This is a genomic window from Pseudomonas sp. D(2018), from assembly GCF_005502555.1.
Lineage (GTDB): Bacteria > Pseudomonadota > Gammaproteobacteria > Pseudomonadales > Pseudomonadaceae > Metapseudomonas > Metapseudomonas resinovorans.
Map to the genome: position 1 here is coordinate 37,883 of NZ_SCOK01000014.1, position 15,010 is coordinate 52,892.

Below are 15,010 nucleotides of genomic sequence, written 5' to 3' on the forward strand. Positions count from 1 at the left end.
GGCTACCCGCGCGCACCCAACCTCAGGCTGAACTCTGCTACCGCTCTCTCATCGGCCTCGACCCGTTCCGGGACGAACTCGCGGAGAAACTCCACCCAGGTGCGGATCTTCGCGTCGAGGAACTGCCGCGACGGGTAGAGGGCGTAGATGCCCAGCGGGAACAGATTGTGGTTGGGCAGCACACGCACCAGGCTGCCGTCCTTCAGGCCGCTGATGGCCGAGTACACCGGCACCACGCCCATGCCTATCCCGGCCTTGATGGCTTCGGTCATGGCGTCCGCTGTATTCACCTGGAAGGGCGTCTGGTTGACGCTGACCATCTCCTGGCCGTCCGGGCCTTCGAACAGCCACTTGTCCAGGGACATCACGTTGTTCACCAGGCGCAGGCAGCGGTGCTTCGACAGCTCTGAGGGTAGGCGCGGCGCGCCGTGCTTCTCGATGTAGCCGGGGGAGGCGCAGAGCACGCTGTAGGTGGTGCCCAGCTGCTTGGAGATGAAGCCCGAATCCGGCAGCTCCTGGGCGATCACCACGGAAATGTCGTAGCCCTCGTCGAGGATATCGGTGGTGCGGTTGGCCAGGGTCAGGTCGAAGCTCACGTCCGGGTACTTCTCGCTGTACTGGGCGATGGCCTTGATCAGGTAGTGCTGGCCGATGCCGGTCATGGCATGCACCTTCAGGTTGCCCACTGGCCGCGCATGGGCCTCGCTGGCTTCCGCTTCGGCTTCCTCGATGTAGCCGAGGATCTGCTCGCAGCGCAGCAGGTAGCGCTGGCCGGCTTCGGTCAGGGCGATGCGGCGGGTGGTGCGGTGCAGCAGGCGGGTGCGCAGGTGGGTTTCGAGGGTCGCCACCGCGCGGGAAATATACGAGGTGGTGAGATCCATGCGCTGGGCAGCGGCGGTAAAGCTGCCGGTCTCCGCCACACAGACGAAGGCGCGCATGTTGAAGAGGATGTCCATGGAGGGTCCTGGCCCGGAAGGGAGGGCGAATTTTGTCACGAAGTGTGTCGGTGGATTATGGCTGATTCAGTACACAATCCTTCATCTATCCGTCGCCTTATCCTTCGCTTGGCCCATCTCTAGAATCGCCGCCGATCCAGGCCCCGTGTCTGGCTACCCAGCATTCAGGATATGCCGCAGTGCACCGCAATCCTTGGCCCGGCGTCGCCCGCGCCAGTCTGTTCGCCGTCATTTCTCTCCTATCCGCTTGTATCGATAGTCAGGGCATAGCCCCCCAGGCCGAACGCCTGGACGTTGCCCAACTGGACCCCGGTTCGACCATTCGCCGCGCCGAGCAAGAGGCCGCCTGGCCCCATGCCCAGTGGTGGCGCGCCTATGGCGACCCGCAATTGAACGCCTGGATGGACCAGGCCCTGGCCGACAGCCCCAGCCTGGCGATGGCCGCTGCCCGCGTGCGCCAGGCCCGTGCCCTGGCCGGGGTGGTGGAGTCGGCCGAGCAGCCGCAGGTGAACCTCGACGCCGACCTGCAGCGCAAGCGCTGGCCCGACGACTACTTCTACGGCCCCGGCGAGCTCGCCCGCACCACCAGTTGGAACAACACCAGCCTGCTGGGCTTTTCCTATGATCTCGACCTCTGGGGACGCGAGCGCAGCCGCAGTCACCAGGCGTTGGACCAGGCCCGGGTGGCGGTGGCCGAAGCGCGCCTGGCCGCGCTGGAGTTGCAGGGCAACCTGGTACGCAGCTACATCCGCCTGGCGCTGCTGCATGGGGAAAAGGACGTTGCCCAGGCCAGCCTTGCACAGCAGGAACACATCCTGCGCCTGGCTGAGCAGCGTTTGCGGGACGGCATCGGCACGCGGTTGGAAATCAGCCGCGCCGAGGCGCCCTTGCCGGAAACCCATCGGCAGATCGATGCGCTGAACGAATCCATCGCGCTCACCCGCAACCAGCTCGCCGCCCTGGCCGGCAAGGGGCCGGGGGAGGGCGAGCGCCTGCAACGTCCGACCCTCGACCTGCAACGCCTGCCCAGCCTGCCGGCGCAGCTGCCGCTGGAATTGCTCGGTCGCCGGCCGGATCTGGTCGCCAGCCGCTGGCAAGTGGCGGCGCAGGCCCGGGGCATCGAGGTCGCCAAGGCCGGCTTCTACCCTAACGTCAATCTGCTGGGCGGCATCGGTTCCAGCGCCACCCAGGGCGGCGTGCTGGACTTCCTGCGTTACGACAAGCTCACCTACAACCTCGGCCCGGCCCTCAGCCTGCCGATGTTCGACGGTGGCCTGCGCCGTGGCCAACTGGGCGCCGCTGCCGCCGAGTACGACCTGGCGGTGGAGCACTACAACCAGACGCTGGTCGGCGCCCTGCAACAGGTGGCCGATGCGCTGGTGCGCATCAAGTCGCTGCGCCAGCAGCAGGCACTCGCCGCCGAGGCAGTGGTTGCCGCACAGAAAACCTGCGACCTCGCCTTGCTGGCTCAGCAGCGCGGCCTCACCGGCTTCGACGCCGTGCTGGAAACCCAACCCACCCTGTTCCAGCGTCAGCTCCAGCAACAGCAGGTGCGCGCGGCCTTGCTCAATGCCCAGGCCGACCTGCTGCTGGCCCTGGGCGGCGGCGCGCTGCCCGAGTCGGTCGGTCCGAGCGCCGCCAGCCTGGCGCCGCGGGAACCGCGCCTGCGCTTTCTTCCCAAGCCCTGAGGACCCTTCATGGTGCAATCCTTCAATCGCGCGCTGGCCGATTGGGCACGCAGTGACGGCCTGACCTGGGCCTTCATCTTCAAGGCCCTGCTCACCGCCTTCCTCGCCCTCTGGCTCGCCTACCGCCTGGAGCTGCCACAACCGGGCACCGTGCTGGTGACCGTGTTCATCGTCATGCAGCCGCAGAGTGGACAAGTCCTGGCCAAGAGTTTCTACCGGATCATCGGCACCCTCCTGGGGCTGACCGTGATGGTGGCGCTGATCGCCCTGTTCAATCAGGAGCGGGTGCTGTTCATGCTCTGCCTGGCCATCTGGATCGGCCTGTGCACCGCTGGCGCCGCACGCTATCGCGACTTCCGTGGCTACGCCTGCGTGCTGGCCGGCTACACGGCGGTGATGATCGGCCTGCCGGCCACCACCCACCCGGACGACGCCTTCATGCTCGCCCTCTGGCGCGTGCTTGAGATCAGCCTGGGCATCCTCTGCACCGGTCTGGTCAATGGCCTGATCCTGCCGCAGAGTACCCGCACCGACCTGCGCAACACCCTGCACGGGCGCTTCCGCGACTTCGCCATTTTTGCCTGCGAAGGGTTGGCTGGTGGACTGGACAGCACGCGTTTCGATGCCAGCAATGCGCGCTTCGCGGCGGCCGCCGTGAGCCTGGAAAACATGCGCAGCGCCACCGCCTTCGAAGACCCGCACATGCGCATGCGCAGCGGCCGCCTGGCACGCCTGAACAACGAGTTCATGGTGCTTTCCACCCGTTTTCACGGCCTGCACCAGTTGCTGCGGCGCCTGGCTGTAGGAGTGAGCTTTGCTCGCGAAGGCACGGAGCAGGAAGCGTTCGCCAGCAGAGCTGGCTCCTACGGCGACGCAGTACTGGCGGCTCTGCAGCCTTGCCTGGCGGAAGTCTCACGGCTGCTGGCGCCATTGCGCGACCGCCTGAGCAGCGAGGCCGACGCGGCGCAGCTCGCCATCCGCCTCGAGGCCTGCAAGCAGGAACTGATGCAGTTGATCCGCAGCGGCCGCGCGCAGCTTGCCATGCAGCGGCCCAGTGAAGCCCAGACGCTGGACTACGACACCGCTGCTGAGCTGCTCTACCGCTTCGCCGACGACCTGCACAACTACGCCCAGACCCACGCTTCGTTGCTGGACGATCACCACGTCCGCGAACAGTGGAAGGAGAACTTCCGGCCCCGCGCCAACGCCGTGGCCGCCGCTGTGGCGGGCCTGCGCAGCAGCCTGCTGATCCTGTCGCTCAGCGTGTTCTGGATGGCTACTGCCTGGCCCAGCGGCGGCACCTTCGCCATGACCATCGGCATGGTTTCCGCGCTGGCGTCTTCCTCGTCCAACCCCAGGCGGCTGTCTCTGCAACTCACCCTGGGTGCGACTGCCGGCGCTTGCCTGGGCATCGTTCTGACCTTCTGCGTGTTGCCCGAAATCGACGGATTCGCGCTGCTCTGCTGCGCCCTGGCGCCGGTGGTCGCCCTGAGTGCCTACCTGCTGGCGCGGCCGCAGCTGGCTGGCGCCGGCCTGGGTCTGCTGGTGTGGTTCAGCATGACCTCGATGCCGGCCAACCAGACCCTGTTCGACCCCCATCGGGTGCTCAACGAATACCTTGCCTCGGTGCTCTCCATGGCGTTGGCCACCGCCGCTGCCGCCGTGCTCCTGCCGCCCAACCGGCCCTGGCTCTGGCGCCGCCTGGAGCGCGACCTGCGCATGTGCGTGGTGCGCGCGGTAAGCGGCCGTTTGAAGGGGCTGGTGTCCGGCTTCGAGAGCGGCACCCGTGATCTGCTGAACCAGGCCTACCTGTATTCCGCCGGCCGTCCGGACGTGCAGCGCCAGCTGCTGCGCTGGATGTTCCTGGTGCAGGAAGTGGGGCACGCGGTGATCGAACTGCGCCTGGAACAGGCGCGTCTACCGGCGCTGTCCTGCTATGCCGAATCCATGCCCTGGCGCAACGCCATCCGTGCCATGGGGCGCGCCCTGGTGCGCCTGTTCATCCAGCCTTCGCAAGCCAATCGCCAGCGCGCCTTGGCTGCCGTGGAACAGGCCATCGAGAGCGTGCGCATTACCGCCGAGCCCTGTGCGCCGCAGTTCGACACCTCGCCCCTGCGGCGCCTGCAAAGCTACCTGCATTTCATCCGCAGCTCGCTGCTGGACCCGCAGAACCCCCTGGCCGGTGATGAAGCCCCGGTCCGTTTGCAAGGAGTCGCCCATGCCGCGTGAGATCGCCCTGCACGGCGTCTACATGCCGAGCCTGACCGTCCTGTTCCTGGTCACCTTCCTGTTGGGCTGGGGGCTGGACCGCTTCTTCGCCTGGTGCGGCCTGTATCGCCACGCCTGGCACCCGGCGCTGCTGCGCGTCGGCCTGTTCACCTGCCTGTATGGCGCCCTGGCGCTGACCATCTACCGTTGAGGCCCTCATGTCCCTGAAACGAATCATCAGCGTTGGCGCGACCCTGCTCATCCTCGCCCTGGCGGTCGTGCTGGTGCGCACGCTCTGGTCGCACTACATGGACTCGCCCTGGACTCGCGACGGCCGTGTGCGCGCCGACGTGATCAACATTGCCCCGGATGTGGCCGGTCTGGTGGTGGATGTCAGGGTGCGGGACAACCAGCAGGTGAAAGCCGGTGACCTGCTACTGCGTATCGACCCTTCCCACTATGAGGTGGTCGTAAAGCTGGCCGAAGCGCGGGTGGCGGCGCGCAAGGCCGCGCTGGACATGCGTAAGGTCAACGCCGACCGCCGGGCCGACATGGACGACCTGGTGGTCTCCCGTGAAAGCCGCGAGGACGCCGGGCACCTGGCCGCAGCCGCCCTGGCCGAGTACCAGGAGGCGGTCTCCGCCCTGGATGCCGCCCGGCTCAATCTGGCACGTACCGAAGTCCGTGCGCCGGTGGCCGGGCACATCACCAACCTCAACGTCTACAAGGGCGACTATGCCGAGCGCGGCGAAGCCAGCATGGCCCTGGTGGATGACCGCTCCTTCTACGTCAACGGCTACTTCGAGGAAACCCGCCTGCCGCACATCAAGGTAGGGGATCTCGCCGAGCTCAGGCTGATGAGCGGCGAGCGCCTCACCGGGCGTGTGGACAGCATCGCCCGGGGCATCTACGACCGTGACAACCCGGAAAGCCGCGAGCTGATCGCCGACGTGAACCCCACCTTCAACTGGGTGCGCCTGGCCCAGCGGGTACCGGTACGTATCCATCTGGACGAGGTTCCCGAAGGCGTGCTGCTGGCCGCCGGCATGACCTGCACGGTGGTGATAGGGGAGAAGGGCGCCAGGCCGGAAACTTCCGGCTGGCTCGATGGATTGTTGTTCACCCAGTAAACAGTGCTTGTTGTATCCGGCGCTGTTTGTGAATTTTCCCGACTATTAAAATTAACCCGCCTCCCACGATGAGGCGCTTGCTGCCGTAAACATCACCGAAAGGTGTTGCGCTGTACCTTCGGCCAGTTCGTGGAGAGCTGGCCGAAGTTCAAACTTACAAGCACTCGGAAAGCTATCCAATGAAAGCTCTTGCCTTGCTGGCGCTCGCCGGCATGTCTGCCTTCGCCTTGGCTGAAGAACCGGCGGAAACCGCTATCGCCGGAGAAGTTGCTATCGAGCAGTATCACTATGGGATGGAGCTCGATATCGCCAGGGTTATTTCAAAAAGTGAAATCCCCGACGTTTGTGGCGTTGTTCCGGCTTATATGACTTACGAAGACCATCAAGGCAAAATTCATCGCCTGGAATATGTGGTTTTCGGCCAGGGTTGCGGTAGTGGTTGATTCGCAGGAAGTAATTGTTTGAGCCGAACTATCGGTTTGCTTGGCGAATGAATTCGCCTCCACGGAAGAGCTCCTCCCTCAACCCTTCTGTGCCTTCAAGAACAGGCTGAACAGCTCCGACTGCGACTTGATCCCCAGCTTGCTGTAGATGTGCTTGCGGTGGACCTTCACCGTCTCTGCCGAGATATCCAGCTTGCGGGCGATCTCCTTGCTGGAGCAGCCACTCAGCATCAGCCGGCCGACTTCCAGCTCGCGCGTGGTGAGGGCGGACTCCACCTTCTGCCCAGCCGCTTCCAGCTGCGCCTCCCAGGCGGGTGCCGGTGGCGGTGGGCTGGCCATGAGTTCTTTCTCGAAGGTCAGGCGCTGGCGCATCAATCCGGCAACCCAGGGCTGGATCAGGCCGAGCAGGGCAAGTTGCTCCGGGGAGAAGGGCTGGCGCGAGCCGAGGGACAGGCAGAGGGTCCTGCCGCCGTCCAGGGCCACGTTCAGTTGTACCTCGTCAGCCACCACATTGAGGCGAAAGTAGCGCTGGTAGTAATCGGTCTGTTCGAAGCATTCCGGCGCCACGTCGGCCAGGCGGAACAGCCCGCTGGCGTGTTGCTCGCGGCTGGCGATATAGAAGGGGTCGAGCTGGTAGAGGCCGTGCAGGTAGTCCTGGAACAGCGAGTCGGGCCCGCCATCGGCACCGGGGCATTCGGCGAACACCTGCGGCCGGCCATCGCTGAAGAGCAGGGCGACCCAGCTGTCGAAGGGCACATACTGCTCCAGCTGGCGCACCAGTGCGAGCCAGAAACCAGGACGGTCGAGCTGTTCGACCAGGCGGCCGATGGCCTGGTGCCAGGCAATGTCCTGCAAGGTTGGATTCATGTTTCTACCCCCGATGGGTTACCACGCCCGCGTAATTACTCCCGGCCCCGACGCGTTCCATACTCCGGACATGCCAGGGCGAGTGCCGAGCATTGTGACCGTTGCTCGCCCGCTGACAAGAACCAGGAGTACCCATGAAGGTCGAACTCGTCCAACTCGCCGGCCGTGACGGCGACACTGCCTACAACCTCGAACGCACGCTCCAGGCCATCGCTGGCTGTGCACCGGATACCGACCTCGTGGTCTTCCCGGAAACCCAGCTGATGGGCTTCCCCACAGAAGAGAGCGTCGCTGCCGTTGCCGAGCCACTGGACGGCCCCAGTGTCCAGGCGGTGCAGCGCGCGGCGCGCGAGCGCAATGTCGCGGTGGTCGTCGGCGTAGCCGAGAACGACGCGGGTACCTTCTACAACACCACGCTGCTGATAACCCCGGAGGACATCGCTCTGCGTTACCGCAAAACCCACCTCTGGGCCTCGGATCGCGGTATTTTCACGCCCGGCGACCGTTACGCCACGGCGCTGTGGAAGGGCGTCCGCGTCGGAATCCTGATCTGCTTCGATATCGAGTTCCCGGAGAGTGCCCGCGCCCTCGGCCAGTTGGGTGCCGAACTGATCCTGGTGACCAACGGCAACATGGACCCCTATGGCCCTACCCACCGCACCGCCATCATGGCCCGCGCCATGGAGAACCAGGCTTATGCGGTGATGGTGAACCGTGTGGGCGAGGGCGACGGCGACCTGGTGTTCGCTGGCGGCAGCGCGGTGGTCGACCCCTTCGGCCAAATGCTTTGCGAGGCTGGACGCGACGAGTGCCGGCAGATCGTCGAGCTGGACATGTCCCGCCTAGAGGCTGCCCGCCGCGACTACCGCTACCTGGACGAGCGGCGGTTCGTGCTGCCGGGTGAGCGCATCGACCACGCCGACGGCCGTCGCGAATTGCTGATCACCTGATTCCTTTTCGGCCGCCTATCGCAGGGTGGCCGCTTCCTGCCGACATCGGCTCTGCCACAACAATCAACAATTCGGAGTAGCGGTAATGGCTCATCTTCAGCGCACCCTGTCGCTGGGGTCGGTGGTGCTTTTCGGCATCGCCTACATGACCCCGATCATCGTCCTGGGCACCTTCGGCATCCTCGCCGACACCACTGGCGGCCTGGTACCGGCCGCCTATGTCGCAGCCTCCGTGGCCATGCTCTTCACCGCCCTGAGCTATGCGCGAATGGCCGCCGCCTTCCCCGTGGCGGGTTCGGCGTACAGCTACGTGCGCAAAGCGATCAACCCCAAGCTGGGCTTCCTCGCCGGCTGGGCAGTGCTGCTGGACTACCTCTTCCTGCCCATGGCCATCTGGCTGATCGGCGCGGCCTACTTGCACTCGGCCTTTCCCGCCGTGCCCCAGGCGGTTTGGGTGCTGGCCTTCATCGGTGTGACCACTGCCATCAACGTGGTCGGCCTGCGCCTGGCGAAGAACATCAACGGCGCGCTGATGCTGGTGCAGTTCCTGGTATTGGTCGCTTTCGTCGTGCTCTGCGTGCACTACGTGCTAGGCGATGCGAGCAAGCCGTTGTGGTCGCTGGAACCCTTCCTCAAGGAGGGTATGCAACTGCCGCTGATCATGAGTGGTGCGGCTATCGCCTGCTATTCCTTCCTCGGCTTCGACGCGGTCAGCACCCTGACGGAAGAAACGCGCGATCCGCGCCGCACCATTCCCCGCGCCATATTGCTGATCACGCTGATCGGCGGCCTGATCTTCATCGTCACTTCCTACTTCGTGCAACTGGCCCATCCATCCACCGAGTTCCATAGCGCCGACTCGGCCGCCTACGAGATCGCCCGCAACATCGGTGGCGACTTATTCGTGTCGATCTTCCTCATCGGCCTGGTCGTCGGCCAATTCACTTCAGGTCTTTCCGCGCAGGCCAGCGCCTCGCGCCTGCTGTTCGCCATGGGGCGCGATGGCGTGCTGCCGCACTCCCTGTTCGGCCGCCTGAGCGAGCGCTTTGGCACCCCGGTGGGCAGCATCGTGCTGTGCGGCGTCGTGGCCCTGCTGGCGCTGCAAATGGACGTGACCACTTCGACTTCGTTCATCAACTTCGGCGCCTTCCTGGCCTTCACCCTGGTGAATCTGTCGGTGATCTTCCATTACTGGTTGAACGGCGAGCGCCGTGGCCCGCGCGAGCTGGTGCAGTTCCTGATATTTCCGCTGATCGGAATGCTCGCGACGCTCTGGCTGATGGTCAGTCTCGACCACTTGGCGATCATCCTCGGCCTGTCCTGGCTGGCGCTGGGGTTGATCTACCTTGGCTGGCTCACCGGCGGTTTCCGCCGCCAGCCGCCGGAACTGAGCTTCGAGGAGGCCTGATGCAGCGGGGGCGGGCCCGACGGTTTCGCCCCTTCATCTTGCGGGAACTGTGGTGGTCCGGCTATTTTCGTTAAAATCTTCACGATACGTCCCGGACCACAGCCACCATGCCCGAAACCAGACCCTCCCTGACCCTCACCCTGTTGCAGGCCCGTGAAGCGGCCATGAGTTTCTTCCGCCCGTTGCTCAACCAGCACGACCTGACCGAACAGCAATGGCGGGTGATTCGCCTATTGCGACAGCACGGCGAACTGGAAAGCTACCAACTGGCTGACCTCGCCTGCATTCTCAAGCCGAGCATGACCGGCGTGCTGGCGCGCCTGGAGCGCGATGGCATGTTGGTGCGCCGCAAGGCCCCGCAGGACCAGCGCCGCGTGTTGGTGAACCTGACTGAAAAAGGCCAGCAGTGCTTCGTGTCCATGAGCTCGGGCATGGAAGCCAACTACCAGAAGATCCAGGATCAGTTCGGCGAGGCGAAGCTCAAGCAGCTCTTCGAATTGCTCAACGAACTCAAGCAGATCAAGCCCTGACGGGTGACCTTGTGGGGGTGAATTCATTCGCCAAGCAGGCCGAAGGTCTGCCTGACGGATTTCATGGGGGCAACTGCGTTGCCCTTGGCGAATGAATTCGCCCCCACAGCAAGTCGCTATGAAAAGTGCAATCGAGACTTCGTAACGTCCATTCTGAGGCCCGGGCCTCGCTTCCATAATCGCCCTGCACCCCACTTGGGTTACCGCCTGCGGCAGCGGCCTGATCCGGCTATCCGGACCGCTTCGGCCCAACGGCGCCACCTCTAACAATAAGCAGGGCCCGACATGAAAAAGCCAAACCCCCTTCTCGACGACCTCAAGGCCATCCTGCCGGCCATCGCCGCCAATGCCGCGAAGGCCGAGCAACTGCGCCAGGTGCCGGACGAGAACATCGCCATGCTCAAGGGCATCGGCCTGCACCGCGCGCTGCAGCCGAAGAAGTACGGCGGCATGGAAATCTCCCTGCCGGAGTTCGCCGATTGCGTGGTTGCCCTGGCCGGCGCCTGCGCCAGCACCGCCTGGGCCTTCAGCCTGCTGTGCACCCACAGCCACCAACTGGCGATGTTCTCTGCACGCCTGCAGGAGGAAGTCTGGGGCGAGGATTCCGACGCCACGGCCAGCAGCTCCATTGCACCGTTCGGCAAGGTCGAGGAAGTCGAGGGCGGGGTTCTGTTCAACGGCGAAATGGGCTGGAGCAGCGGTAGCGACCATGCCGAATGGGCCATCGTCGGCTGCCGTCGCAAGAATGCCGAAGGCGAGCCGGTCTACTGCTTCGCCGTGCTGCCGCGCAGCGACTACGAGATCCGTGACGACTGGTACGCCGCCGGGATGAAGGGCAGCGGCACCAAGACCCTGGTCATCAAGGACGCCTTCGTCCCCAACTACCGCATCCAGGCCGCCAAGGACATGATGGAGGGCCGCTCCGATGGCTTCGGCCTCTATCCGGACAGCAAGATTTTCTACGCGCCTTACCGCCCCTACTTCGCCAGCGGTTTTGCGGCGATCAGTCTGGGCATCGCCGAGCGCATGCTGGAGGCCTACAAGGAAAAGACCCGGAACCGCGTGCGGGCCTACACCGGCGTCAGCGTGGGCACCGCCACGCCAGCGCTGATGCGTCTGGCGGAGTCCACCCATCAAGTGGCCGCCGCCCGTTCCTTCCTTGAGAAGACCTGGCAGGAGCACGCCGAGCACGGCGAGCGCCACCAGTACCCGAGCCGCGAGACCCTGGCCTTCTGGCGCACCAATCAGGCCTACGCGGTGAAGATGTGCATCCAGTCGGTGGACCGCCTGTTCGAGGCTGCCGGCGGCACCAGCTGGTTCGAGAGCAACGAGATGCAGCGGCTGTTCCGCGACTCCCACATGACCGGTGCCCATGCCTACACCGACTACGACGTTTGTGCGCAGATCCTCGGCCGCGAGCTGATGGGGCTGGAGCCGGACCCCTCCATGGTGTGAGCCGTCGCGCCACCATTCCCACCTGCGTGCTACTTGTTCGAACCATCGCGCGGCCGTCCCATGGGGCGGCCGCCAGGAGCTGCGTCATGTCGTCTCAAGAGAATGCTTTCGACTCCCGTGCCTTCCGCCGCGCCCTGGGCAACTTCGCCACCGGGGTCACCATCGTCACCGCCACCGCACCCGATGGCACGCGTGCCGGCGTCACCGCCAACAGCTTCAACTCGGTTTCGCTCGACCCACCGCTGATCCTCTGGAGCATCGACAAGCGCTCCAGCAGCCTGGCGGTGTTCGAGCAGGCCAGTCATTTCGCGGTGAACATCCTCGCCGCCGACCAGATCGAGCTATCCAACCAGTTCGCCCGCCCGCGCGATGACAAGTTCGAGGGCGTGGCGTTCGACAGCGGCATTGGTGGTGCGCCTCTGTTTCCGGATTGCGCCGCACGTTTCCAGTGCGAGTTGCACCAGCAGGTCGATGGTGGCGACCACGTCATCCTGATCGGCAAGGTAATGGCCTTCGACGACTTTGGCCGCTCGCCGTTGCTCTATCACCAGGGCGCCTATTCCATGGTCCTGCCGCACACCCGCATGACCCAGAAGGCTGAAGGCCAGCCAGCGTCCAGCGCCTTTCAGGGACGCCTGTCGCACAACCTCTACTACCTGATGACCCAGGCGGTGCGCGGCTACCAGGCCAACTACCAGCCGAAACAGCTGGCCACCGGCCTGCGCACCAGCGAAGCGCGCATGCTGATGGTGCTGGAGAACGACGCCGGCCTCAGCCTGTGCGACTTGCAGCGCGAAGTGGCCATGCCGATGCGCGAAATCGAGGAAGCCGTGGCCATCCTCAAACGCAAAGGCATGGTGGCCGACGCTGAGGAGCGCTACGTGCTGACACCCGTTGGTGTGGACCAGGCCGAGGAACTCTGGCGCATCGCCCGTGAGCAACAGGAGAAGGTTTTTGCGCAGTTCAGCGAGGAGCAGGTGGAGACCTTCAAACAGATGCTCAAGGCGGTGATTGCGCTGGGTTGAAGCCCTGCCTGGCAATGAAAATGGCGCCCAGAGTGGGCGCCATTTTGCGGGTATGGGGATGGGGTTCGCTGCCGATCCCATCCCGCAAGGCATGTTCAGCGCGCCGCCGTAGGATGGGTGGAGCTTGCGAAACCCATCAAACCTGGGTTTCGCTTCGCGCTGCCCATCGCTGCAGGCAATTCGCTGGCACAAAAAAGCCGGCGCAATCCGCCGGCTTGCCGTTTCTACCCGGACGATTCAATACACCCCACCACCACTCACCGGAGCCTGCGTCCCTTTGAACGCCGCCGCCAGGCTCTGCAGCCCACGCATCAGCACCGTGGTATCCACGCCCACGGCGACGAAGGCGGCGCCCAGCTCGATGTAACGCCGCGCCAGGGCCTGGTCGGCGGAGAGGATGCCAGCGGCCTTGCCGGCGTTGCGGATGCGGACGATGGCGTCTTCGATGGCGGCCTGTACCTCCGGGTGGCTGGGGTTGCCGCGGTGGCCCATGGCGGCCGAAAGGTCGGCCGGGCCGATGAACACGCCATCGACGCCGTCCACGGCGGCGATCACGTCCAGGTTGGCCAGGCCTTCGAGGTTCTCGATCTGCACCAGCAGGCACATCTGCTCGTCAGCGTTATCCAGGTAGCCGGGGATGCTGTTCCAGCGCGAGGCACGCGCCAGGGCGCTACCTACGCCACGGATGCCGAATGGCGGGTAGCGCATGGCGCGGACGAGCTCGGCGGCTTGCTCGGCGGACTCCACCATGGGCACCAGCAGGGTCTGGGCGCCGATATCCAGCAGTTGCTTGATCAGCACCGCGTCGCCGACCGGTGGGCGGATGATCGGCTGCGAAGGGTAGGGCGCAATGGCCTGGAGCTGGGCCAGCAGGCTGCGCAGGTCGTTGGGCGCGTGCTCGCCGTCCAGCAGCAGCCAGTCGAAACCAGCATTGGCCGCCAGCTCGGCGCAGTAGGCATCGGCCAGACCCAGCCAGAGGCCAATTTGCGGCTGGCCGGATTGCAGGCGCTGTTTGAAGGTGTTGATCGGCAGGTCCATGGGGACTCCTTGGAAGGCGCTGACTGTAGGAGCCAGCTCTGCTGGCCAAAAGCTTCGCGAGCAAGCTCGCTCCTACAGGAGAGGCTCAGACGAAACGGCAGGCAATGGAGCCCAGTTGGTCGTAGTCGACGTGGAAGGTGTCACCGGGGTTGGCGGCCACCGGGCGGGTGAAGGAGCCGCCGAGGATGATCTGGCCGGCTTCCAGGGTGACGTCGTAGGGCGCCAGCTTGTTGGCCAACCAAGCCACGCCCTTGGCGGGGTGGTTGAGCACGGCGGCGGAAACGCCGGACTCCTCGATCACACCGTTGCGGTAAAGGATCGCCGGGACGCGGCGCAGGTCGATCTCGGTCGGGCGCACGGCGCGGCCGCCCATCACCACGCCGGCGTTGGCGGCGTTGTCGGAGATGGTGTCGAAGACCTTGCGGGTGACCTTGGTGTCCGGGTCGACCTGGTGGATGCGCGCGTCGATGATCTCCAACGCCGGGATCACCCACTCGGTGGCCTCCAGCACGTCGAAGACGGTGCAGTTCGGGCCGCGCAGGGGCTTGCCGAGGATGAAGGCCAACTCCACTTCCACGCGCGGGACGATGAAGCGGTCGAAGGGGATGTCGCTGCCTTCGTCGAAGAACATGTCGTCCAGCAACGCGCCGTAATCCGGCTCGGTGATGTTGGAGGACACCTGCATGGCGCGGGAGGTGAGGCCGATCTTGTGACCCACCAGCTTGCGACCGTCCTTGATCTTCTGCGCCACCCAGGCGCGCTGGATCGCGTAGGCGTCGTCGATTCTGATGGCCGGGTAGTCGAGGGAGAACTGGCGCACCTGCTCGCGGGAGCGCTCGGCGGTGTCGAGGCGGGCGGCGGCTTGCTGGATGATGCTGGCGTCGAGCATGGAAACCTCAGGAACTCTTGTTGAACAGGGGATGCAGGCTGCTGTGCTTGGCATCAAAGACCTGGCCGGGGCTTTCATCGATCTGCAGGGTGACACCGATGGGGCGGCGTTCCAGCAGCTCATCGAGGTGCCCGCGCAGCACTGCCAGCAGGGCGTCACCGACCTGCTTGTGCACGGCCGGACTGCGCCCGGCACCCATGCGCAAGTTGGCGTAGAGGAAGCCGTAGTCGCCCTGGCCATCGGCCACGGCGGCGTGTGCCGCGGGGTAGGCCAGCACGCGAGTGCCGCCGGTGGGGAACACCTGGCGGTCAGCCTCGTCGCGCTGTTCCAGCATGCGGTCGGCCAGCGCGCGGCACAGGCCGCCGATGTCCGTTTCGCGCTCCAGGTCGGGGGTGTAGAGCAGGACCAGATGGGGCATGGCGA

General features: G+C 65.2%; 15 protein-coding genes. 10 read left to right on the forward strand and 5 right to left on the reverse strand.

What is annotated here, in order from left to right; all coding sequences use genetic code 11:
* Positions 1-2: 2 nt before the first annotated feature.
* Positions 3-956 carry a LysR family transcriptional regulator gene (locus FFS60_RS11545; protein ID WP_028631001.1) on the reverse strand — a complete coding sequence of 318 codons (954 nt, stop codon included), beginning with the start codon at positions 954-956 and terminating at the stop codon, positions 3-5.
* 179 nt (positions 957-1,135) lie between these two features.
* Here FFS60_RS11545 and FFS60_RS11550 point away from each other — a divergent pair, with 179 nt between their 5' ends.
* From FFS60_RS11550 to FFS60_RS11570, 5 genes are all read left to right on the forward strand, one after another.
* The gene (locus FFS60_RS11550; protein ID WP_137822035.1) at positions 1,136-2,644 is read left to right on the forward strand and encodes an efflux transporter outer membrane subunit; all 1,509 of its coding nucleotides are present in this window, start codon (positions 1,136-1,138) and stop codon (positions 2,642-2,644) included.
* 9 nt (positions 2,645-2,653) lie between these two features.
* Positions 2,654-4,873 carry an FUSC family protein gene (locus tag FFS60_RS11555; RefSeq protein ID WP_137822036.1) on the forward strand — a complete coding sequence of 740 codons (2,220 nt, stop codon included), beginning with the start codon at positions 2,654-2,656 and terminating at the stop codon, positions 4,871-4,873.
* Positions 4,863-5,063, forward strand: a complete 201-nt coding sequence (locus FFS60_RS11560; RefSeq protein WP_028630998.1) for a DUF1656 domain-containing protein — start codon at positions 4,863-4,865, stop codon at positions 5,061-5,063. Before FFS60_RS11555 ends, FFS60_RS11560 begins: the two co-directional genes overlap by 11 nt.
* A gap of 7 nt (positions 5,064-5,070) precedes the next feature.
* Positions 5,071-5,982 (forward strand): HlyD family secretion protein, encoded by a 912-nt coding sequence (locus tag FFS60_RS11565; RefSeq protein ID WP_137822037.1) that lies wholly within the window; start codon positions 5,071-5,073, stop codon positions 5,980-5,982.
* 179 nt (positions 5,983-6,161) lie between these two features.
* Entirely contained in the window at positions 6,162-6,425 is a 264-nt protein-coding gene (locus FFS60_RS11570; RefSeq protein ID WP_137822038.1) for a DUF2790 domain-containing protein, read from the forward strand.
* A 78-nt stretch (positions 6,426-6,503) separates the two neighbouring features.
* Here the strand turns inward: FFS60_RS11570 and FFS60_RS11575 are convergent, their stop codons facing one another.
* The gene (locus tag FFS60_RS11575; protein ID WP_137822039.1) at positions 6,504-7,292 is read right to left on the reverse strand and encodes a LuxR C-terminal-related transcriptional regulator; all 789 of its coding nucleotides are present in this window, start codon (positions 7,290-7,292) and stop codon (positions 6,504-6,506) included.
* A gap of 134 nt (positions 7,293-7,426) precedes the next feature.
* Here FFS60_RS11575 and FFS60_RS11580 point away from each other — a divergent pair, with 134 nt between their 5' ends.
* The 5 genes from FFS60_RS11580 (at position 7,427) to FFS60_RS11600 (ending at position 12,660) form a co-directional block, all read left to right on the forward strand.
* Complete coding sequence (locus FFS60_RS11580) at positions 7,427-8,242, forward strand: carbon-nitrogen hydrolase family protein (protein ID WP_137822040.1); 816 nt, start codon at positions 7,427-7,429, stop codon at positions 8,240-8,242.
* 85 nt (positions 8,243-8,327) lie between these two features.
* Positions 8,328-9,650, forward strand: coding sequence for an APC family permease (locus FFS60_RS11585; RefSeq protein WP_028630993.1), 1,323 nt, complete (start codon positions 8,328-8,330; stop codon positions 9,648-9,650).
* A gap of 107 nt (positions 9,651-9,757) precedes the next feature.
* Complete coding sequence (hpaR, locus tag FFS60_RS11590) at positions 9,758-10,180, forward strand: homoprotocatechuate degradation operon regulator HpaR (RefSeq protein WP_028630992.1); 423 nt, start codon at positions 9,758-9,760, stop codon at positions 10,178-10,180.
* Between the two features lie 285 nt (positions 10,181-10,465).
* A complete protein-coding gene (locus tag FFS60_RS11595) occupies positions 10,466-11,635 on the forward strand; it encodes a p-hydroxyphenylacetate 3-hydroxylase oxygenase component (protein ID WP_137822041.1) in 1,170 nt (389 codons plus the stop codon).
* Between the two features lie 86 nt (positions 11,636-11,721).
* Positions 11,722-12,660: a p-hydroxyphenylacetate 3-hydroxylase reductase component gene (locus FFS60_RS11600; protein ID WP_137822042.1), complete on the forward strand. Its 939-nt coding sequence runs from the start codon at positions 11,722-11,724 to the stop codon at positions 12,658-12,660.
* A gap of 237 nt (positions 12,661-12,897) precedes the next feature.
* On the opposite strand, the gene hpaI is transcribed toward FFS60_RS11600, so the two are convergent.
* The 3 genes from hpaI to FFS60_RS11615 all read right to left on the reverse strand — a co-directional run bounded on the left by hpaI (position 12,898) and on the right by FFS60_RS11615 (position 15,005).
* Positions 12,898-13,698, reverse strand: coding sequence for a 4-hydroxy-2-oxoheptanedioate aldolase (gene hpaI, locus FFS60_RS11605; protein WP_137822043.1), 801 nt, complete (start codon positions 13,696-13,698; stop codon positions 12,898-12,900).
* Between the two features lie 85 nt (positions 13,699-13,783).
* Positions 13,784-14,587 carry a 2-oxo-hept-4-ene-1,7-dioate hydratase gene (gene hpaH, locus FFS60_RS11610; RefSeq protein ID WP_028630988.1) on the reverse strand — a complete coding sequence of 268 codons (804 nt, stop codon included), beginning with the start codon at positions 14,585-14,587 and terminating at the stop codon, positions 13,784-13,786.
* Positions 14,588-14,594: 7 nt separating this feature from the next.
* Complete coding sequence (locus FFS60_RS11615; protein WP_028630987.1) at positions 14,595-15,005, reverse strand: 5-carboxymethyl-2-hydroxymuconate Delta-isomerase; 411 nt, start codon at positions 15,003-15,005, stop codon at positions 14,595-14,597.
* Positions 15,006-15,010 lie beyond the last annotated feature (5 nt).